Origin of the sequence: Paenibacillus sp. FSL H8-0283 (genome assembly GCF_045040675.1) — a bacterium.
Lineage (GTDB): Bacteria > Bacillota > Bacilli > Paenibacillales > Paenibacillaceae > Paenibacillus > Paenibacillus amylolyticus.
Genome location: NZ_CP150295.1, coordinates 5,379,243 through 5,401,107, shown reverse-complemented (window position 1 = coordinate 5,401,107; position 21,865 = coordinate 5,379,243). Strand labels below are relative to the sequence as shown.

Here is a 21,865-nt window from a genome sequence, read left to right as displayed (position 1 = left end):
CAGCGATCGGAAGGTTGTTCTGTCATCGGAGTGGTCTATGTACATAACCTTATCCAAAAGGAGAGATGGTTCATGAGTCCAAAAGGTCCAATGTCCCGTTTAGGCGGAATCGTTGTAATTGGTGCAATGTCCGCTGGATTGCTTGCAGGTTGCGGGGGAGAAAAAGCACCTGCTGCAGGGGAAGGTAAACTTCCCATTTCCATCTCTTTAATGCAGGTAGGTGATATACCGGCCAAGGAGAACGGGATTGAAAAGAAGATTGAGGAATATACAAATACGGATGTCAATGTACAGTGGATTCCGCAGTCTGCTTTTGATGATAAGGTGAATGTTATGGTTGCTTCAGGCGAGATGCCGACCATTATGCGTGTGAATTATGTACCGACCACATTTAATGCCGCCAAAACGGGACTGTTCTGGGAACTTGGGCCTTACTTGAAGGATTATAAGAACCTGTCTGCCCAATCCGAAGCTTATTTTAACAATATCAAAATTGAAGGCAAGGTCTACGGTATTCCGAACTTCCGGGATATTGGACGGACTGCGATCGTATATCGCAAGGACTGGTTTGATACATTGAAGCTGGATATACCAAAAACGCTGGATGACTGGTATGAAGTGATGCGCTCTATTCGCAAGGATGACCCTGACGGGAATGGTAAGGAAGATACGTACGGTGCACTGCTCTTTAAAAAGTATAATGAGGGTGTCTCTTCCCCACTGACGCGGATTGCTGTAAGTATTGGCGGTGTTAACAAATGGGGAGTGGATGATGCTGGGAAACTGACCCCGGAGTTCTTGACCTCGGAATACGTGGATACGATGAAACTCTTCAAGCGACTGTTCAGCGAGGGACTGATTAATAGTGATTTTCCTGCTCTGGACCCTTCTGATGCGGACAAAAAAATGGATTCAGGCCTAGTTGGCATGAAGCTTAACGGTGTGGCCCAGAACGGAAAGTCCTCTCAGCAGAGGCTTACACCTAACGCTCCGGATGGAGAAATTGATGTGGCTCCGTTCCAGGGAACCGATGGTATTCGCATCGCCGGAGAACCAGGGAACTACGGAATGCTGGTCATCCCGAAGGCATCCGTTACGGATGAGGAGCAATTGAAGCAGGTTCTCACGTTCCTGGATCAGTTGATGGATGAGGAATTAAGTGCGTTGCAGCTCCGTGGATTGCTCGATGTGCACTACACCAAGACTGCGGATGGGAAAACCGAACTTAAGGATTTTGACGCTTATCAGCGTGAAGTGAAGCCATATCGGGATAATTTATTAAGCATTGAAGGTTATAACGTGCCTGAACTGGTTGATGTTCCGATTGGTATGAAAGGTACAAAGATGGCGCGTGAGAATGAGCAGTATGCCATTGCCAATCCGGCACTCACCTTGTCTTCGGCGATCTATACTGAGCGTGGTCAGGAGTTGGATCAGATGATCTGGGATGCGCAGACCAAGTACATTATGGGTAAAATCGATGATGCAGGTTGGGAGCAGGAAATCGCAAGCTGGAGAAAAGCCGGTGGTGATCAATTGATCACGGAATTGGAAGCATCCTACAAAGAATTAAACGGAAAATAAAGCTGGGTGAAATAAAAAAAGGTTGATCAAATGGAATGATATGGTTTATTCTATGAGTGAGTTCATTTTTCAATATCATAAGAAAGACCACACCCTTAAAGCATAAGGCTATGAATCTGCGGATTCATGGCCTTTTTTTGTGTTTTTAGGCGAATGAAGTGGGTCTATGGAAGGAGGGACGCACGCCTTAACGTGATGGGGATGGACGAAAAATAATACCAATAGCCTAGTACAACATGGTAGAATATTTATTATTATGGCAAATTTAGGTTTTAGTTATGAAAAGAATTGACTAGGTTGACCAAGTAAAGCATCCCCATACTAAGGTACATAGGAGCGTGAGTAGATTGAATAAACGAATTGAAGGTCACGAGAAGAAGAAAAAACGTCATGTTTGGATCGTCGGGTTGGTAACAACAGCAGTATTGGCAGCAACACTATTACCGATGGGCCCCGTACATTTGACGTCAACAGCGAATGCTGCATCGGGAACAAGTGACACTGCCCTTAGCAAGTTCAAGGATATCAAGGGCCACTGGGCTCAAGCAACAATTGCCAAAGCTTATGAAAAAAATCTGATCTCTGGTTACCAGGACGGAACGTTTCGTCCCAATGGCAAAATCACGCGTGGGGAATATGCGACAATACTCGCCCGCGCGACTGGACTAGAGAAGGTAGAGGGACAGAATCCCTTTGCTGATCTCAAGGGACATTGGTCTGAAGCGGCGGTTAGCCAACTTGTCGGACAAGGATTCATTAACACTGATGATTATGCCAAAGGGTTCAATCCAAATGCGGAGCTGACGCGTTACGAGATGATGAAATGGATTGCCAATGGACTGATCAAGTCCGGAACCAGCTTCCAAGATGCTTTTAACGATACAAAAAATACGCTGCTCCCCACACCGGAAGTGAACCGCGGCACCATTCGTGCTGAGCAGATTCCGTATCTTGCCCTTGTTCGTGGGACAGGCATTGTCGGTGGATTCCAGGATGGCACATTGAAACCCGTGGATTCCACAACTCGTGCAGAAGTATCGGCCATTTTACTGCGTTATATGGACGTAGAGGGCACGGATGCCGGGAAGTACAGTGACCTGAATGAGATGAGAGAGGTCGGTACGACGGGGACGAATTTAACGACAGTATCAAATTACAAATATATTAAAGGTAACTTCGGAGATATATTTAACACAGAGTACACGTTGAAAAATAATGTGGGGGTCGTAAGGTACCATAGATTTATCGTAGTGGATACCCGAGGGACTAAGCCCAAGGGACTGTACGCCACGTTATTTGTAGATCAAAATAACTTGACTAGGGCACAAAAGGGGCGCTTCTCTACCTACGCTGAGATAACGTTTACTTCAAAACTTGATAAGTCAAATCTTTTAACTATTGCTAGAGCGAATGATAATATAGCTATTCCAATTCAACGATTATTTAACGTGAGCTATTTGAAAGAAAAAGGATTTATTACTTTACCAGACGATTCAAACGCAATGTTGAAGCAAGGGGTATCTACCAAATTTTGGTCATCACATACTCTGGATCCTGTAAAGGGAGGATATATGTTGAAGAATGATGCTGGTAAAGAAGTTCAAATCTATCAATAGAACTTTTGGTGGTGTTTAAATTTAATATTAAACGTTATCTATTAGGTGGTTTTAAAAGTTTATATAGAATCTTAGTAATTATATTTATGATATTACCAGTCTATTACTGCACTTTTGATACTCTTAAAGCTAATGCCGTAGAAGAACAATATGGTTCCAAATCCATGAAAGGGCCAGCAGTAACAGTTGATGCAAACCCAACTCAAGGAACACCGGGAGTTTACTGGTATCAACTTGATTCAGGAGAATTTAGGGCAGAATATCAAGGCACACACAAAGATGTGGATAACGGAGGAACTGATTATGATGCATACCCTGTAAAAACAGAAATTCCTGATAATGTTGATATGAGTAGATGGCCGCCACTAAGTTGGAAGCCATATAGAGGTATAGGAATTGATAAGGAAATGGTAACTGATATTAAGTTAAAGAACGATCCTGATGGTGTAAAATATCAGCAGGTAAATAGTTATGAAGGAATAGGTAGTCCAAGAGTTACAAGTGAAAAAAATGCGGATCTTAGAACATATACTGGCAAAGGGTTTGAGTTCTTTGAAAGGGAACCTTATGGGACTAGGCCAGGCAATAAACCCAAATATAAGATGGTATACCACACCCCTGTTAGCATCTTCTGGGAAGGTAAGATTCACGAAGAAAAAGAAATCGATGTAACCCCAGATTCTACCCTTACCATAGGGCAGACCCAGCAGATAGAAGCCAAGGTGAAGACAAAGGGTTATGGTGCGACAGATTTTAATGGGGGCATCGACGTATCGCGAAGGGAAGCAGAGATCAAATGGTTTTCTTCTGACGAGACGATTGCGAGTATAGAGTTGAAAACAGGGATGTTAACGGCCGAAAGTCCGGGCACGGTCACTGTGCGTGCAATCTGGAACAATGGTACATACCTTATCTCGGATACAGCCACCATAACCGTTACGTCTGAGCCAGGACTCGTGGTGAATTTGCCGAATGCTTGTAAAGCCAATACGACATCACTACAGGCAGAAGCAGTTCTAACCAAACTGGATCGCTCTGTTCATAAACTGACGGCTCACCCCAAACTGACGTGGCAGAGCTCGAATCCGGCTGTGGCAACGATCGGTGCTGATGGCAAAATCACGACAAAAGGGATCGTGGGTAGCACTACCATCAAAGCTCATTTTCTTGATTCTCCTCAGCAACTGGATGAACAAGGGACTCAGGTGCTTGAGGTGAAGGACTGCACGGATAATGGAGAAGGTGGTAATGATGGCGATCCGGGGGGTGACCCTGCGAACACTTGCCCCGTGACCATCAGTCCACCGAGTAGAGGTACGGTTATTGAAGCATCGGTTATGGACCCGTCTGTTCGAGGTGTGTTGAAGGCAGACGAGCGTGGATCTGAGAAGTTCGATGTTACCCGTGGTATTCCAACTTCGGAAGATCTCTATGCCAATGTTTTAGCCAAGGGATATCTGTTTCAGCACCGTTGGATTAACATGACAGGAACGGTGACTTACACCGTTAAGGTGAAAAGGGTTTATCATAAAACCTGGACGATCCCGGGAAGAGCGTCTAGTGGTGAGGGGGATCCAGGGACACCTCCTCAGCCCAGAGAACGTGATGTGCCTGGGGATAAAACCATGCAAGTAACACGGACATATAGCTATTGGCAGATTGATAACCTGGAGGTATACAAGTTAAATGAGGCAAAGGTATCTAACTATGCGTTAGGCGGTTATGGTGATACCGTGACCCTTATGCCCAATGCATATACACCACCGACTTTGCAATCGGCTTTGGATACTGCGATTACCAATCATGTGAAACCTGCGCCATGTCGAGAAATTGATCTTGGCATCAAAGGGGTTCCGGGTGGTTCGGCTGAACCGCCTACGCCAGATGAAACATCATTGTTTCAATCCAAAGCTGAAGTGGAGGTTAGAGAAAATACCGTCAATAATGACAAGGTAACCTTTAATGGAGCGACAATTATGGATCCTGCTCCTGTGACCAAAACCGCTCCGCAACCGGGAAGTATCTCCCAGCCTGGCATGATCGGAGACGATGTTCTGTACCAGAACCGGCTGACGATCAAAAATACATTGATGAACAAAGCTAACCAGCCAACCACGGGTGAGATTACGTATGGACTGCTCCCTGGTAATGTTAACGGAGGTCAGGATCAGAAGTTCCCCATTCTGGGCATCAACTCGGTGACAGTACATACTCCAGTTGTGAACTATGCCTGGGTGTCAGATGATCAGCCGCATAACCAGAGGACCATGCCTGATCCGACCAGAGCTGCACTTATCTTAGAGCGCCCATTCATTGTACGAATCCCAACCTCAGGTCAACATTTGGATGTAGCAAGTTATCCTGGGTATGGAAACCATGATTATGCGAAATATTTCCGGATCAAACAGGTTCGTTTCCCATTTGATGTCTATAACGGTGCCAGAAGTCAGTTTATTCCGGCCATGACATGGGTGGATATTCCGGTAAATCAGTTGGACACTCCTTTTTATCTTCCTGTATGGGTGGATGAAGGGAATTACCAGATCGAGTTTCGAAATATCGCCGAAAATGCACCTGCAAACTACACAGAACAACAGGATGCCAATACGAATCTGACTCATCATGTCGCAGCAGATACCGTTGCTGTAGACGTTATCGGACGATTATATGATTTTCACATCACCGATATTTCAGACTACAACTGGGAGAATGTGTTCCGTAAGCGGATAGGCAGCCCCGAACCAACGGGTGTAAGCTACTGGACCGGAGGAAACAGTATAGACGGAGATGCCCGAGGTAATTTGGCTCCCTATGTCCTGCCTATTCGTCCCGGCAGTCATCCGGTACAGGGGTTCCGAAATGCTGCAGTGAAGACGGGTTACCATTTCAAGTTTGATCTGAAAACCAAGGGTAATATGTTTGGGAAACAGGATGGTATCCGAATCACGCCGACGTTCTCTTTTGTGAGTAAAGATGGCACCACCAGGCAAGGAGTGGATTTATACTACCATCGAGGACAGGAACGACTCATTCGTATTGGATCGGCACAAGATTTAGAAAAACGCTTTGTTGTCCTGAACTCACGTTTGCGGAATGTCCCCGGTTCGGAGTTAGGTGATACAGCGCGTTATCAGTATACCTATGAACTGTCGGCGGAGGAACGAAATCAGGGTACAATGGCGGAACATATGGTTCGTTTCGTGGATCAGACCTCTCATCATAAAACGTGGGTAGGTCGTTATGACTGGATGATTCTTCCTTCACAGATCCGTACACTCATTGGCCCAAAAGCAGATATTCCCTCCAGTGTTAATGTGGATCGGGCGAATGCAGCGATTCAGCGCTGGTATGGGGAATATAGCTTGCCAGCAGATGTATATGCTGTACCCAAAGGAACCGATCTCGAGTCGCTTTCCAGACAAAACCAGTTGGATGAGAAGGCAATGGTATTTCTGAGGGACGGTTACATTGTGGTTAATTTCAATATTGAAACATTGCGCAGTGGCAATACGAGTGCACCGCATCTGCAATATATTCATGCACCGTTGATGAATCAATGGCAAATGGAAGGTTTTGATAACAACCCGGTAGATAATCAGGGGAGAAGCTGGCCGATGCAAGATGGGGACGTGGTTTTGTACCACGCCGATCAATCCAGCCGGAATGATTTCCAATCCCAGGTACCGCATTAGGGAGATATCGTTTTACCCATAAAGAAGGCAGGCGTCATGTGAATCTACATGACGTTTGTCTTCTTTTGTGTAATTCGGATTATGGTTGGGTAGCAGAACGGGTATAAAGGGTAAGGAGCACTCGTACCATCCATGTTCATCAATTTTCTCAACGAGAGGGGAACAACACATATGATTGAAGAGGATAAGCAGGAACTATTGATTTCAGAAGATACATACAAAGGAAGAGATTTAGGTGTCACATTAGGAGCACAAACCTGTCACTTCAAAGTCTGGTCACCGTTAGCTGTTCAGATGGAACTACTTTTGTACCCACCTTTGACAGGGGGGAGCCCGGAGGAAGAGCCCAATCAACGGAAACAGCAGGCGCTACCTATGCAAAAGAAAGAACAAGGCATCTGGGTTATGGAACTGGAAGGTGATTTAAGTAGCTACCGTTACATGTACAAGCCTACTTTCGAAGATGGACATTCAACTACTGCTGTAGATCCCTACGCCCGAGCAGTGACCATGAATGGAGAAATGGGTGTAATTGTGAGACTGGAGCAGACACATCCGAAGGGATGGAGTGAGGATATTCGCCCGGAATTGACCAGTTCTGTAGATGCAGTCCTGTACGAACTGCATGTACGTGATTTTTCCATTCACCCATCATCTGGTATAACGAATAAAGGCAAATACATGGCTTTCACCGAGACGGGCCTGCATGATTCGGAGGGCAACACACTGGGGATCGATCATTTGGTTGAACTCGGGATTACCCATGTGCATCTGCTCCCAGTATTTGATTTTGCGACGGTGGATGAATCCAGGGTGGATGGTGATACGTCTGATGCCTCCAACTATAACTGGGGATATGATCCGCTCCATTACAATGTACCGGAAGGTTCCTATGCATCACGTGCAGATGATCCGGAGACACGAATTCGTGAGTTCAAATCCATGGTGCTTGCCCTTCATAACAAGGGAATAGGTGTCATTATGGATGTGGTATATAATCATACGTTTGATACGGCAGGCAGCTCTTTTGAGAAACTTGTACCAGGGTACTACTATCGTCAAAACGCCGATGGGACCTACAGCAATGGTTCAGGTACGGGCAATGAGGTGGCTACTGAACGCACCATGGTTCGCAAGTTTATCATCGACTCGGTCCGTTACTGGGCAGAGGAGTACCATGTGGACGGTTTTCGATTTGACCTGATGGGTCTGATCGACACAACTACGATGAAACAGCTTGCAGCGGAGTTGCACGCCGAAGTATCCCCATCCATATTGTTATATGGTGAACCATGGGGCGCACTGGATTCGCCTCTTGGAGATGATATGACCCTAAAAGGAACGCAGCGCGGAGCTGGTTTTGCTGTGTTTAACGATAATTTTCGAGGAGTGATCAAGGGAGACAGCGATGGCATGGGTACGGGATTTGCGACGGGCGCGGATGGGAAAGAAGACGAATTGTGGACTGGGGTCCGGGGAGCCATTCAGGATTTTACGGATGGTCCATCCGAGACGATTAACTATGTAACAGTACATGATAATCTCAACCTGTGGGACAAAGTTGCACGTACACAAGGAATCCACGATACCTTGAATTTCCTCACCTATGACGAGGATGGAAGTATTCGTGGATGCCAGAGTGTGGAAGAGGCCGTAGAGAAGGCTAAGCCTTACCTGCAGATCGATCCAGAACACATTCTGGAGAATGAGACCGTTAGGCGTTGTCTGCTTGCCAATGGTATCGTTTTAACCTCCCAGGGTATTCCCCTGATCGCGGCCGGAGATGAGTTGCTTCGCAGCAAATATGGGGACGCCAACAGCCACCAGAGTGGAGACGTAGTCAATGCCATACATTGGGAGCAAAAGCAGCTGTTCAAGCCGGTATTTGATTATTATCGTGGGCTGATCCGTCTTCGGCGAGAACATCCAGCCTTTCGGCTTCGTACACGGGAAGAGATCGAGAAGCATGTTCGTTTAATCGAAAAAGGTAATGGGCTGTTAGCGTATGAACTGAACGGTACAGCAGCCAGCGATTCATGGGAACGTATTGTTGTCATCTATAATGCTGCAAAAGAAAACCGTGACATCTCTGTCCCCACAGGGACATGGAATGTGATTGTAGAAAAAGGACAGGCAGGCATTGATACGATACGTACCATACAAGACGGACAGGTACATGTGAATGCGATATCCCTAACGGTGATGTATTCCAATTCCTGATGGACGCAAAGCTTGCCAAGAATTGAAGGCTGCCAACAGACCATTAGTAAAATCGATAACAAGGACACGTTCAAGATATCCAGTCAATCAAATTTAATCAAATAAATTGAGATGAAACAAATCCTCCTTTCTCGTAAGAAAGGGGGATTTGTTGATGCGTCAGAGACCATTGCCTTGGTCGCAGGGCTATACATTGTCATGTCTGGACCTTCTTTATGCTGTGCACCGGTTAGTACATTTTTAATCTCAACCAAATGACATCCTGTAATTTATTCTTGTATATTCCAAATTTTTTTTGTCGGGACAGGTACAAATGCTGTCAATCTATGGCGCTTGTTTTCATATCCTATATTTTGAAAGCGATTGCTAATTGAATATGCAAATTGGACCGATATGATGAGTACAGACAACCCCGGGTTGACAAACAACGTCCCACTCCGTAACATCGGGACAACACGAAATCAATGGATATAAAGGCGGTGGGAACGATGCCGGAATGGACTTCTTTTTGTTACGAAGGCAACGATCTTGGCTTAACATATACTCGTGCAGCAAGTACTTTTAAATTGTGGGCACCTACGGCACAGCAGGTTTATATATTGATTTTTGACGATGAAGGGCATTACAACGATAGTGGTAAAGTACAAGATCATGAAAATGGGCAGGAACATTTCTTGACACGAGATGCGGACGGAATATGGAGTCTGAAGCTCAGCGGCGATTGGGCAGGACATTATTATATGTACCGAATTATCCATGATGATCAGCGGATTGAAGTAGTTGTTGATCCTTATGCCAGAGCGGTAACGGCTAATGGGCAACGAACGGCTATTATAGATCCGGAGACCACCAATCCGGTCGATTGGGACCTGGATGTCAAACCTGCTTTTCTGCGTCCTGTCGATGCCGTGTTATATGAGTTACATGTCCGTGATTTCTCCTCAGACCCACATGCAGACATTCCGTATAAGGGAAAATATCTGGCATTCACGGCATCCGGTCTGACGGATAGAGCAGGCAATAGTATTGGCGTAGACCATCTTGCCGAACTGGGAGTTACTCATGTACATCTTCTGCCTGTGGCGGATTATCAGACGGTGAATGAACTTGCTACGGCAGATGTGGGTTCAAATGTCAGAGCACCATACAACTGGGGGTATGATCCCCAACATTATAACGTTCCCGAAGGTTCGTATGCGACAGATCCTCGTGATCCTGCAGTTCGAATTCGGGAGCTCAAATCACTCGTTCAATCGCTGCACAGACAAGGCATTCGCGTTGTACTTGATGTTGTCTATAATCACACGTATAGCGTGGAAGAGGGACCTTTTGAACGGATTGTACCAGGCTATTATTACCGTTATCGGGAGGATGGCACCCTCAGTAATGGTTCTGGTGTAGGCAATGAATTGGCGACAGAACGTCCAATGGTGCGAAAATATATTTTGGATTCTCTCCGATATTGGGCAGAAGAATATCATGTGGACGGATTTCGATTTGACCTCATGGCCCTGATTGATACGGAAACGATGAATGAATTGACACGCGAATTGAAGGAACAGATCGATCCGGCGTTTCTGATCTATGGGGAACCCTGGATGGGTGGAGATTCACCTTTGGACCGTAAAACATTAAAAGGAACCCAGCGAGGTCAGGGGTTTGCAGTATTTAATGATCATTTTCGCAGTGCAATCAAGGGTGATAGTGATGGCAGTGGCAGAGGGTTTGTCACGGGTGCCGGAGGGCAGGAATATGAGCTTATTAGGGGATCAGCGGGAGCACTGGATGATTTCACATCTTCACCTGTTGAGGTTGTCAATTATGTAACTGCCCATGACAATCTCAATCTGTGGGATAAAATTGCGACAACGATGAACCTTAGACAGGAATTAGGATTTCCCGTATGGAAGGACGGACAGCCCGTGGGTGGCGGAAGTGCTGAGTCGGCGGTAAAAGCAGCAGATCCATATCGGTATGTGGGTGCAGATGATGTTTTGAATCATGAGATGGTTCGTCGCTCGTTACTGTCCTCCGGCATTCTGCTTACTTCTCAGGGAATTCCGTTTCTGCATTCAGGGGATGAGATGCTCAGATCCAAAGCCGGTGATCATAACAGTTATCGGAGCGGGGATGCGGTGAACGCCATCACATGGGCTAACAAATCACGCTTCAGACCGGTGTTTGACTACTATCGTGGTCTTATTCATTTGCGGCGAACCCATCCCGCTTTTCGGATGATTGATGCTGAACAGGTACGAAATCACCTACGTGTGATTCGTGCGGATGGCAATGTAGTTGCCTTTATACTTCAGAATGGTGCGAATCAGGACACCTGGAATCAGATTATGGTCATCTATAACGGAACGGAACATGAGCAGCATGTCGACCTGGGGGAAGGGGACTGGCATGTTGTGGTCAATGATCATCAGTCAGGCACAGACGTGATCGAGACTGTTCGTGGTACTGTTCAGGTAGAACGATGGTCTTTAATGGTACTGTATGACACAGAGCATGCTGGAGGCGCTGAACCATCAACAGTGGAGATTAGTTTTCCTCGCCAGGTATATAGTCCGAAGGAGACCACTCAACTACGAGCGATCGTACGGGACAGTATTGGCAATGTGGTGGAAAAAGCTCCAGTTACCTGGACTTCTTCTGATCCGAATATTATTCAGATCCAGCCTGATGGAACAATCCATGCACTGGAACGAGGGGAAGCTTCGATTACAGTGCACTGTGGGGACATAACGGCAAGCTGTATGTTACAAGTGGATTATCGTCATGCTGAACGAATCGAAATTGTGGGCGAACCTGTCATGTACATGACTCGAATCAGTCGCTTCAGTGCCTTGGTTCTGGATCAATTTGGTCAGCCGCTTCAGGATTCGAATATACGTTGGAGCTCTTCTCATCCAGAACTTGCAGCGGTGAGTGCAGCAGGGATCGTACGTGCGATGACACCTGGAGTAACCCATATTATTGCTGAGGCTGGAGGAATTCGGGCAACGCTTGGCGTAACGATTCATAAACAGATTTCGCGAACTGTCACGCTTCGATACGAACGGGAAGACCAGCATTATGAAGGTTGGGATGTCTGGGTATGGGGCACAGGTATGGAGGACGGAGCAGTACGGCTGGAACAAGTCGGTAATGCCGCCGAAGCCCGCTTCCGGGTTGCTCCGGGTCTGCATCACCTGGGATTAATCATTCGATTGAACGAATGGGAAGCTAAAGATACGTGCGGAGACCGTTACGTGGACATTGTACCTGAAGATGGGGATGTACACATTGTTGTCCGTAGCGGATCAGACGAGATGCAGATCATTCGTGAAAGTGAAAAAACAGAGGATCGTAACAGCGCATAGTTTCTTTATTTATAACTTTGAATGTAGTTCGTCAAAACCTTGATAAATCAGCAGTTGGAAGAGATTCCGACTGCTTTTTTTGGTCTGATTATAAGCCGCATAACTTGCCAAAAAAAAATTATTTGTCCTGTTTCGTGTTTGAGATCCTCTATCATTGGGGTAAATATAGATATGGCCCACGATTCGGCCAAAGGAAAAAAGACCATCATGGTCTATGAGATAAGCCTCAGCGCTTTCTAACAAATATAATGTAGTGATCCCTTGAAGGAGGATGTTCAATCATGAAATCCAACGGAAAAATGGCTCAACTTACAGCAACGCCAAGAACGGAAAAGAAAGGTGCAGCACTGCGCCTGTTAAGACAAGGCGGACGAGTTCCCGCAGTCGTTTACGGCCCGGGACTTGAAGGTGCTTCAATACATGTAGATGAAAAAGAAATGCTGAAAGTGGCACGCACAGGCCGCTCCGAAATGTTCAACCTGAATGTGGAGGGCGGTAAAACGCTTCCGGTGCTGATCAAGGATCAGCAAGAGCGTAACGGACGTTTGCTGCACGTAGACTTTTTGCAAATTTCCAAGAACAAGCCAATCAGCGTAAGTGTATCGATCGACTTCCAAGGTACAGCGGCCGGCTCGAAAGCTGGCGGTGTATTCCAGACACAGGAGACACAGCTGGAAGTAGAAGGATTGCCTGCGGATCTGCCAACGTCCATTGAAGTGGATGTGAGCGGATTGGACATTGGTGATCGTTTGACTGCTGCGGATATCAAACTCGATAAAGGTTTGACACTCGTAACATCACCTGAATCCATCATTGCGTCCGTCATGCCGCCACAAGCCGCTGAGGAAGAGCCAACAGCATCTGCTGAGGAAGCTGAACCGGCAGTTGAAGAAAAAGCTACAGAAGAATAAACCAAGCTACGGGATCTTGCCAGATCTCATGCTTAACCCAAGTCCAGTCCTAGTGACTGGGCTTTTTTTATTTTCCGAGCAAGAGAGTTCAATAGGCACATCGTTCGCATGAAAAATGAGAATGTACTACAATACATGTTAAAGGGTAAGAAAGTAGGTTTAATTCAATGTTTGATCCAACGGTGTATGACAATCTGAAAGTCGGGTTTGAGAATTATCTCTATGATATGGATAACCTGGACGAACGTATTCAGATTACGGGGCGTAAAGATCGGCTGGAGATGGCAGTGATGTCCAGAGAGTTCACATTACAATTCTGTCTCAGGGATCGTCCGGAAGTAACAGGCGAGGTTGTGTTAAGTAGTTCCCTAAATGAGCTCGCAGCGGAGATCCTGGAGACGCCTGGCGCTCATCCAGGTTGTCGTTTGGAAATCCGGTTTGGCATGGTTATGAAAGAGCCTGATAGGCATTGCCCAGCCATTCGTTCGATATTACAGGAGAGCTGGCCTGAGCAGAGGATATGCCAGACTATCCAGTATATCTTTGATGAACAGCCAATCATTTATAACGTCATGGCTCACGTTTGTTTTGACCGCAGTGTGAATGAAGACCAGATGGGGGACATTGCTGAACTCTGTGAGCATATGGCAAATGTGATGAATCAATTATTACAGTTGAATAATTAGTATTTCCGAGAAAAGCCTTGTCTCTTTGTGGAGATCAGGGCTTTTTTGTATTATTTTTAGAAAATTGTATAGGCTTTCAGGCTTAGGTTTAAGGTCTTTTAGGTTAATGTTTTACGCAAGCGAGTAAGAGAATGTATATTAAAAGGGGGTAAGAGTGCAATTGGACTATACAAAAATGGTGAAATTGCGAAAATAATATTGGGACTAAAGATTTAGTTCTGTACTAAAGGAACTAGTTTTCCTTGCCGATAAAATATCGAAGGGGAGAAACTACATGACAGAGAAATTAATTCGTCTGCTGCGTATACTTCAGGCTATACAAGCAAATCCTGGAATTTCGGCCAAGGAATTGGCGCTGAAATGCGGTACGACTGTACGCACGATTTATCGTGATCTCCGGATTTTGGATAGGGTCGCCCCGATTATGAATGAAGGATACGGCAAAGGTTACCGATTTATTGGTGAGTTTGCGATGTATCCATTAGATTTTACTGAACAGGAAGCAATGGTTTTCTCCTTGCTCCCGTCCGTAGTTGATACCTCCAAGTTACCTGCTGAGTTTGATTCAGCGTTTGACAAGGTTATGTCGGCTCATACCAAATTAAAATCAAGAAACAGTGACATTGTAGAGAATATTGCGGGAATTATTCGGATGGGCACGCCAGCTTATCGTGAGGAAGGAAAAGACCCTAATTTGCTGATTCCTATTATCGAAGCTATTCTAAGCCAGCAAACCATTCGTACTCAATATCATACGCTGACAAGAAATGAGATCACAGTCCGGGATATCGATCCCTATTATCTCATTCCACGTGATCAACGTTTTTATTTGATTGGATACTGCCATTTGCTGCAAAAAGTTCGATTGTTTAGGATCAGCCGTTTTTTGGATGTGACACGAACAAATGCCGGTTTCGACAAGGGTGATTTCAACATAACGCAGTACATGAAGAACACATGGTCTATTGACCGTGGCGACGAAAATATCCATTTCAAGGTAAGATTCTCTGAGAAAGTGGCCCCCTACATAAAAGAAGAAGAAATGTTTGTTCGCCCGCGAATGACGAATATGTCGGATGGGGGATTGTTATTTGAAGTGACACTGAATAGCAGCAGAGAATTTTTGAAATGGTTGTATCAATTTGGGCCCGAGGCAGAGGTACTTGAACCTCGTGAGTTTCGTAGAGAGATACGCAGGCAACTTGTCGAGTGGTTGGAACATTATGAAACCGATGTATCATTGTAAAAATTTTAATCATGGAGAAATACAGGAAAAGGAGCAGGTAATATGAGCACCAAATTATTCGCAGCTATGTATGGAATGGATCACTACCATGGAGTACAGGCTTTACATGTGGGGGATACCGTGTATCTCGTCAAAGATCCAGATAATCGTTTGGATTATCAAGCAATTAAGGTTGTTATTCCCCCGATTGGAGCCGTAGGTTATATCGTTAATGACCCGCTGGTCGTACCTCATGGATGTTGGGCCGGGACGGCATTCTACGATGTATTTCATCAACTAACGTGTGCCAAAGTACGATTCATGATGAGAGATATGGTGATTATGGAGTTAATCGAGATGAGTCACATTCCTGTTCCACAGATGGATTCTTTGATTAAGGGATGGCAATTTCGTGAAAAAGCTTGATCATCCTAACAAAAGAAGGCTCATTTACGGATGAGCCTGGTATAGGTCGCTTCCAGATGCATGGCTGTTCTTGCCCAACTGAAATATGCCCTTGCGCTGTCTCGGCCAGCCTTTCCTAACTTCTCGGCAAAAGTGTGATTGCTTGCAAGTTTGTACAGGTAAGAGGCGAAACGTTGGGGACGCTTATAAGCGGTGACAAGGTATCCATTGATACCTGATTCAATAATCTCGCGAATACCTCCGTTATCCGAAGCAATGACGGGTAATCCTGAAGCCATCGCCTCAACATTAACCAGGCCAAAAGCTTCATGTTCTTGAGACGGACAGACCAGACAATCCACTGCCCGATACAACTGATCGATATGCTCATGGTTTATCTGACCACGGAAGGAAATATGGACTTTTTGTTTTTGGGCAAGTTCGCGAAGTTTACGCATGTAATACGGAGGTCCTTTGCCTGCAACAATCAGTTGAACAGGTACCTGTTGCTGAAGGAGGGCAGTCGCACGAATTAATACGTCTACACCTTTTCCAGGGATCAGCCTGCCGACATACAGAATAGAGAATGGTTTAGTTACTCCAAATTGTGTACGCAGATGAATCTGTTCTTCGCTGGATTCAACAGGTCTGAAGCGGCTTAGATCTGCACCCAATGGAACAACACTCATCCGGTGTTTAACCAATGGAAATCTGCGGCCTAACCTTTGTCGCAGGGAATGACTGTTGACGGCAATCCAATCAGCTTTTTTCATTAATGTGAGTTTGGAAGGCCCGGGCTGAGCAAACGTTAATGAGTGAAGATAGAGTACAACGGGAGTGCGTGGAAAAGCTCGTTTGATGGTAGCCATACTTCGTGGCCTGTTATCCACTTGAATTACATCGTAGGGTTGTTGGGATAACAAACGTATGACTGCTTTGGTGTACATGACAGGACTCGACGCAGGGACACGTTGAATGGTGATACCGTCGATCTGTTCTGTGGCGGCGAGACCTTGCATTTGACGACTTATAATGGTCACCTGATGGCGATGGGCTAGTTCACGAGCGATGCCCAGGATACAGATTTCCACGGAACCATTACCGGGCAAAGGCAATTTCTCGGGTGCAACCATAGCTATTTTCATGATCCGGCTCCTCCTTGTCCGACATCTGTAACAATCTTCGTCATATATCTTATGAGAAGTTAAAGCATTTGGCTCCTGCGAAATGGTAGATGAACCACCCACATAAGCGTGCAGGAATAATCTGCTGCTTGGCATCAAGCGAGATATTCAGCTTTTGTGATATACTTTACGGGAACAATTGAATTCGTTACATGTATAAAAGCAGGAGGAAAATAATGTTACATTCTACGCTGGGGCGCTTCCGGCTGATGTTGTGGTTGCAGGGCATTTCGTATGTGTTGTTACTGTTTGTTGCTTTTCCGTTGAGAGATGCCGGGGTTATGCCACAGGCTGTCACATGGTTTGGGAATCTGTATGGTTTTTTGTTTTTAATGTATTTGTTATTTATGGTGACTATGTACACCTCACAGAAATGGCGTCTGCGCCGTCCAATTGCTCTGTTCTTTGTTTCTTTCATTCCACTGGGGAATATGATCTACGATGTTGTCGTATTCCGTAAGCTGTATCGTCAACTAAATAAAGCTTGACTTTATTTAACGTTATGAAATATGATGAGTACAGGTTAAACAACCCGTTCCAACTAAAACTACATATTCCTGTTAAAGGGGAGTAGCTTTTACAGTAAAGTCGTCAATTCGGGATCATATCCCCGGCTTTATTGGCAGCAATTTTGTTGTTAGCGAGACCTTTACCAAGTTTTCATGCTCGGTAAAGGTCTCTTTTTGTGGATATAAAAGGACCTTACCAGTGATGGTAAAGGTCCTTTTTTTTGTACATCATAAGAATATTAAGGAGGAGTCAATTTTGGATGTTTCATTATTATTAGAATATGGGTGGGTGCTTGCTGTCTTAGTGGTCCTTGAAGGATTACTCGCAGCAGATAATGCATTGGTACTCGCAATCATGGTTAAACACTTGCCTGAAGATAAGCGCAAAAAAGCGTTGTTCTACGGTCTGATGGGTGCATTTGTTTTCCGTTTAGGTTCATTGTTCCTGATCTCTTTCCTCGTCGATGTATGGCAGGTGCAAGCGATCGGTGCCCTGTATCTCCTGTACATTTCGATTAACCATATCGTTAAAAAGATACTGGGTAGTCGCAATAAGACAGATGAAGCAGCTGATTCAACGCCTAAGAAACCGAAAAAACAATCCGGTTTCTGGATGACCGTTTTCAAGGTCGAAGTAGCGGATATCGCATTTGCAGTTGATTCCATTCTGGCTGCTGTTGCTTTGGCCGTGGCGTTGCCACCAAGTGGATTGCCTCCAATTGGCGGACTCGACGGTGGACAGTTTATCGTTATCTTCCTCGGTGGATTCATCGGGCTTGTGATCATGCGTTTTGCAGCCTCATACTTTGTGAAATTGCTTCATTCCCGTCCAGGACTTGAAGTTGCAGCCTTTGTCATCGTAGGTTGGGTAGGAGTTAAGCTGGCGGTTATTACACTCGCTCACCCTTCATTGGGTGTTCTGGATGAGCATTTCCCGGAAAATAAAATTTGGAAATTCGGATTCTATATTGTACTGATCACCATTGCGGTATGTGGTTGGTTCCTGTCTTCCAAAGTTCCTGAAAAAGAAGACGAAAATCCGGTTGAAGAGTTGGAAAAACAAGCAGGACTGTAATAATCATGTTACGCTAACAACATCATTATTATTTGGGAAACAGGAGATTTTCCTAGGACAATCTCCTGTTTTTGTTTACATATGCAATCTACACCATGGACCAATTTCCAAGAAAAGGGTTGACACATGAATTCTAGTCCCCTTAATATAAGACTAACATTAACGAAGGGAGGCCGAGAGACATGATGCTTGGTTATGATTTGATTCAAACAGGGCGCAACGTAGACACAATAGCATATCCGGCTCATCGTTTCATTGGCCTCATACGGTCGACATAGGGGATAGGCATATCGTTTAGCAGGTTTTATAATCGATATGCGTTCTTCGCTTATATTATAGCGATGGATGACAGACACACAGCATGTTTATGCTGTTCTGTTCTCCGTTATTGTCATTCAGTAGAAGTCATGGGCGACTAGCCTATGGCTTTTTTGGTTTTATTTTACCGATGAATCAGCAAACCGAATTTGCTGAACGTACAGGAAGGAATAATACACTTTTATGAATACAGAATTTAATTTATTTACTAATCCAAACGAATTAACAGGTGCTTACCGGCATGAAGTAAAATTGCCTGCAGGTGATCTAACCGTATATGCGGCGCAACAACTCTTCTCCTCGCTCGATTACAAGGTGTTTGAGATGGCAAACAATAATCTGCAGATTCCGGGAATTTCTTATATGAGTTACACGCCAGACGTACACGTCGGTGTAGGTACGTGCATCGGAACGACAGCCGTGTGGGATGCGCAGAGCGGATACGTTTCTCCCTCCATCGTGGGCAGTGACATCGGCTGTGGCATGCGAGTGCATATGACAAACTTGCACAAGGACGAATTGAAAGACATCAAGCTTCGCCGCAAACTCGTCAAGGCCATTGAGAAAGTATTGCCGATGGAGGCGAACCAGCGAGGTCATTACTCGGATATCAGACTGGAGCATATTGTTCGTAAAGGCCTGCATGGTTTACCCAAAAAGTATATTCCAGACAGCTATACACCGAAAAAATCAACCGCGATGACACATGTGGAAAGCAGCAAGTTCAGTTACGATGAGGATGTGTTAAACCACGTTCCTGATATGACATGGCACCGTTCGCATCGTCAGCTCGGAACACTGGGTGGGGGGAATCATTTTGCCGAGATCCAGGCGATTGAGATCGCTGAAGAGAATCGTGAAATCGCCGAAGCTTGGGGATTGTATGATGGACAGGTCGTGGTCATGATTCATTCCGGCTCTCGTGCATGGGGTGGGTATGTAAGCCAGACGAGTTCGTCAGCGATTGCCAAAGTCATGCAGCGGCTTAACCTGGGTACATCCGATCCCAGACTGGTATTTGCTCCACTTGAGCATGCGGAAGGTCGTCATTATGTGAACATGATGTATTCTGCATTGAATTACGCTGTTGTCAATCGTCACCTGATTGCGTATGCTATTCGCGAAGCATTCCGGGATGTGTTTGGCTCCAAATGTGAATTTCGTACGTTATACGATCTGATGCACAACTATGCCTGGGAGGAATCTCACGCAGACCAAGGTTCCGTTTTTGTGCATCGCAAAGGGGCGACACGTGCGTTGCCAGCAGGTCACCCGGACAATCCAAAGCCTTATCTGGCAACTGGACATCCGGCACTTATTCCGGGTTCCATGGGAACTGCTTCATATATCATGGTAGGTCAGCCTCAGGGTGCTGATAATTATTATTCAATATGTCACGGTGCGGGTCGAATCCGTTCACGGACGGCAACAAAACGATTGATTAGCGTGGAGGATTTTGCTACGGCACTGGGTGTGGGTACAGAAGATGAGATCGTGGTAAATCAACGCTCACTTGAATCCATTATTGATGAATCACCTCAGGCTTATAAAAATGTAGATGAAATTATAGACAGTGTTACCGGCGCAGGCCTGGCTCAAGTTGTAGCCAAATGCAAACCGCTTGTAGCGGTAAAGGGAGCGAAATAATGACAATAAACGAAAAACAAACAGATCCAACCCAGGCGATCTATACTTATGACGAACAACATGATACCCGAATTCGAGTGGAGGGGTACGCCATCTATTCAAGGCTGATTCGTGGAATCAGTGAGGCACTTCATCAGCGCTATGGAGTTGAGTACAAGCTGTATGCCAGTTCCGACCCGAACAATGAATACTGGGAGTTACTCCGGGAAGACCTGCAAAATGGCAGTGACGAAGTGGAATTGGTTGCCCGTATATTCGAAGATCTGGAGCTTCAGACCTTGCATTACGACGATGATGGAGATGTGCCTACTTATGGTGTGCATTACTCCATTCGCAACAACGTATTTGCTTATCCGAAATGGGGCGTAGCACTTGTGCGGGTTCCATTTTTCAGAGAGAACGGGATCTACAGTGAAGACTTTGTCTTTGCCATCGGTGATGAGGAGATGAAGCAATTTCTGGGAAGTGTCCGGGAACGGGAACGTCAGCAAAATATGAAAAAAGTAACGGTCTACACCGATGCCCGTAATGGCAGCGATCGTCACGTCGAATCCATCACTCGCTCCGTGGGAAGAGAGGATGTTGTTCTCTCGGCACAGATCAAGCAGGATATTTTCCGCTCGCTGGATCAGTTCTTCGAAGCGGATCGTTCTTTTTACAGAGATTATGATATCCCGTACAAACGGGGCATTCTATTGTATGGGCATCCGGGAAACGGCAAGACCACGTTGGTAAAATCCATTGCTGGAAGTATTCCGGGACCGGCTGCGTATTGGCAGATTACGGAGTATACCAACAGTGAATCGGTGCGTGAAGTGTTCGAGGCTGCCAAGCGGTTGGCACCGATGGTACTGATCATTGAGGACATCGATTCGATGCCGGATGAAGTCCGTTCCTTTTTCCTGAATACACTGGATGGAGCTACGTCAAAAGAAGGCATTTTCCTGATCGGGACAACGAATTATCCGGAGAAAATAGATCCTGGCCTCATGAACCGTGCTGGGCGGTTTGACCGGGCTTACGAAATTCCGTTGCCAGATGAAGCGCTGCGCTTGCAATACTTGCGTCAACGAGGCTTCACTGTATTTGCGGGTGAAGAAGGCGCGGTAGAAGCAGCTCGTCTGACCGACACGTTCTCTCTTGCACAGCTAGGTGAGTTATATGTGAGCGCTGCGCTGGAATGGCATCAGAATGGACAGACAGACATTGTGAAAGTCATTCAGTCGATGCGTGGCGAGCTGGACAAGAGCCATAAACATACTTGGCTGGCGCAGCCAGGTAAGGGCCGTGCAGGCTTTTATTGATCAGACCTAACCCATCCATCTTATAATATGACGCAATTTTATAAATAATCCTACCTCAATTGGTGATACTAACCTTGTCTGCTCTAACATACAATGACTTTCGGGAGGTACATAACGCAGCCCT

Annotated in this window: 14 protein-coding genes; 13 read left to right on the top strand and 1 reads right to left on the bottom strand. The window is 45.7% G+C overall.

Translation table 11 applies throughout. From position 1 onward, the window contains the following. The first annotated feature begins 72 nt into the window (after positions 1 to 72). The 9 genes from MHI52_RS23830 to MHI52_RS23790 all read left to right on the top strand — a co-directional run bounded on the left by MHI52_RS23830 (position 73) and on the right by MHI52_RS23790 (position 15,725). Positions 73 to 1,584 carry an extracellular solute-binding protein gene (locus MHI52_RS23830; RefSeq protein ID WP_282320451.1) on the top strand — a complete coding sequence of 504 codons (1,512 nt, stop codon included), beginning with the start codon at positions 73 to 75 and terminating at the stop codon, positions 1,582 to 1,584. 347 nt (positions 1,585 to 1,931) lie between these two features. Continuing rightward, positions 1,932 to 3,200: an S-layer homology domain-containing protein gene (locus tag MHI52_RS23825; RefSeq protein WP_405157769.1), complete on the top strand. Its 1,269-nt coding sequence runs from the start codon at positions 1,932 to 1,934 to the stop codon at positions 3,198 to 3,200. Positions 3,201 to 3,802: 602 nt separating this feature from the next. Continuing rightward, positions 3,803 to 6,892 (top strand): DUF5704 domain-containing protein, encoded by a 3,090-nt coding sequence (locus tag MHI52_RS23820; protein ID WP_405157768.1) that lies wholly within the window; start codon positions 3,803 to 3,805, stop codon positions 6,890 to 6,892. Between the two features lie 171 nt (positions 6,893 to 7,063). Continuing rightward, on the top strand, positions 7,064 to 9,112 hold the full coding sequence (pulA, locus tag MHI52_RS23815) for a type I pullulanase (protein WP_405157767.1): 2,049 nt from the start codon (positions 7,064 to 7,066) through the stop codon (positions 9,110 to 9,112). A 488-nt stretch (positions 9,113 to 9,600) separates the two neighbouring features. Further along, the gene (pulA, locus tag MHI52_RS23810) at positions 9,601 to 12,477 is read left to right on the top strand and encodes a type I pullulanase (protein ID WP_405157766.1); all 2,877 of its coding nucleotides are present in this window, start codon (positions 9,601 to 9,603) and stop codon (positions 12,475 to 12,477) included. A 281-nt stretch (positions 12,478 to 12,758) separates the two neighbouring features. Continuing rightward, a complete protein-coding gene (locus MHI52_RS23805; protein ID WP_405157765.1) occupies positions 12,759 to 13,388 on the top strand; it encodes a 50S ribosomal protein L25 in 630 nt (209 codons plus the stop codon). 167 nt (positions 13,389 to 13,555) lie between these two features. Further along, the gene (locus tag MHI52_RS23800) at positions 13,556 to 14,074 is read left to right on the top strand and encodes a hypothetical protein (RefSeq protein WP_405157764.1); all 519 of its coding nucleotides are present in this window, start codon (positions 13,556 to 13,558) and stop codon (positions 14,072 to 14,074) included. Positions 14,075 to 14,348: 274 nt separating this feature from the next. Beyond that, on the top strand, positions 14,349 to 15,320 hold the full coding sequence (locus tag MHI52_RS23795; protein ID WP_036617058.1) for a YafY family protein: 972 nt from the start codon (positions 14,349 to 14,351) through the stop codon (positions 15,318 to 15,320). 42 nt (positions 15,321 to 15,362) lie between these two features. Next, a complete protein-coding gene (locus tag MHI52_RS23790; RefSeq protein ID WP_076252914.1) occupies positions 15,363 to 15,725 on the top strand; it encodes an HIRAN domain-containing protein in 363 nt (120 codons plus the stop codon). A 20-nt stretch (positions 15,726 to 15,745) separates the two neighbouring features. On the opposite strand, the gene MHI52_RS23785 is transcribed toward MHI52_RS23790, so the two are convergent. Continuing rightward, positions 15,746 to 16,849 (bottom strand): glycosyltransferase family 4 protein, encoded by a 1,104-nt coding sequence (locus tag MHI52_RS23785; protein ID WP_405157763.1) that lies wholly within the window; start codon positions 16,847 to 16,849, stop codon positions 15,746 to 15,748. A 215-nt stretch (positions 16,850 to 17,064) separates the two neighbouring features. On the opposite strand from MHI52_RS23785, the gene MHI52_RS23780 reads away from it, so the two are divergent. From MHI52_RS23780 to MHI52_RS23765, 4 genes are all read left to right on the top strand, one after another. Continuing rightward, positions 17,065 to 17,376: a DUF3817 domain-containing protein gene (locus MHI52_RS23780; RefSeq protein ID WP_036617062.1), complete on the top strand. Its 312-nt coding sequence runs from the start codon at positions 17,065 to 17,067 to the stop codon at positions 17,374 to 17,376. Positions 17,377 to 17,653: 277 nt separating this feature from the next. Next, positions 17,654 to 18,472 (top strand): TerC family protein, encoded by an 819-nt coding sequence (locus MHI52_RS23775; RefSeq protein ID WP_036617064.1) that lies wholly within the window; start codon positions 17,654 to 17,656, stop codon positions 18,470 to 18,472. A 501-nt stretch (positions 18,473 to 18,973) separates the two neighbouring features. Next, positions 18,974 to 20,437 carry an RtcB family protein gene (locus MHI52_RS23770; RefSeq protein ID WP_282320460.1) on the top strand — a complete coding sequence of 488 codons (1,464 nt, stop codon included), beginning with the start codon at positions 18,974 to 18,976 and terminating at the stop codon, positions 20,435 to 20,437. Next, entirely contained in the window at positions 20,437 to 21,741 is a 1,305-nt protein-coding gene (locus tag MHI52_RS23765) for an AAA family ATPase (protein WP_340387272.1), read from the top strand. Before MHI52_RS23770 ends, MHI52_RS23765 begins: the two co-directional genes overlap by 1 nt. Positions 21,742 to 21,865 lie beyond the last annotated feature (124 nt).

Coding starts and splice junctions, on each gene's coding strand:
- MHI52_RS23830 (WP_282320451.1), top strand. CDS start 73: ATGAGTCCAAAAGGTCCAATGTCCCGTTTAGGCGGAATCGTTGTAATT.
- MHI52_RS23820 (WP_405157768.1), top strand. CDS start 3,803: ATGGTATACCACACCCCTGTTAGCATCTTCTGGGAAGGTAAGATTCAC.
- pulA (WP_405157767.1), top strand. CDS start 7,064: ATGATTGAAGAGGATAAGCAGGAACTATTGATTTCAGAAGATACATAC.
- pulA (WP_405157766.1), top strand. CDS start 9,601: ATGCCGGAATGGACTTCTTTTTGTTACGAAGGCAACGATCTTGGCTTA.
- MHI52_RS23805 (WP_405157765.1), top strand. CDS start 12,759: ATGAAATCCAACGGAAAAATGGCTCAACTTACAGCAACGCCAAGAACG.
- MHI52_RS23800 (WP_405157764.1), top strand. CDS start 13,556: ATGTTTGATCCAACGGTGTATGACAATCTGAAAGTCGGGTTTGAGAAT.
- MHI52_RS23795 (WP_036617058.1), top strand. CDS start 14,349: ATGACAGAGAAATTAATTCGTCTGCTGCGTATACTTCAGGCTATACAA.
- MHI52_RS23790 (WP_076252914.1), top strand. CDS start 15,363: ATGAGCACCAAATTATTCGCAGCTATGTATGGAATGGATCACTACCAT.
- MHI52_RS23785 (WP_405157763.1), bottom strand. CDS start 16,849: ATGAAAATAGCTATGGTTGCACCCGAGAAATTGCCTTTGCCCGGTAAT.
- MHI52_RS23780 (WP_036617062.1), top strand. CDS start 17,065: ATGTTACATTCTACGCTGGGGCGCTTCCGGCTGATGTTGTGGTTGCAG.
- MHI52_RS23770 (WP_282320460.1), top strand. CDS start 18,974: ATGAATACAGAATTTAATTTATTTACTAATCCAAACGAATTAACAGGT.
- MHI52_RS23765 (WP_340387272.1), top strand. CDS start 20,437: ATGACAATAAACGAAAAACAAACAGATCCAACCCAGGCGATCTATACT.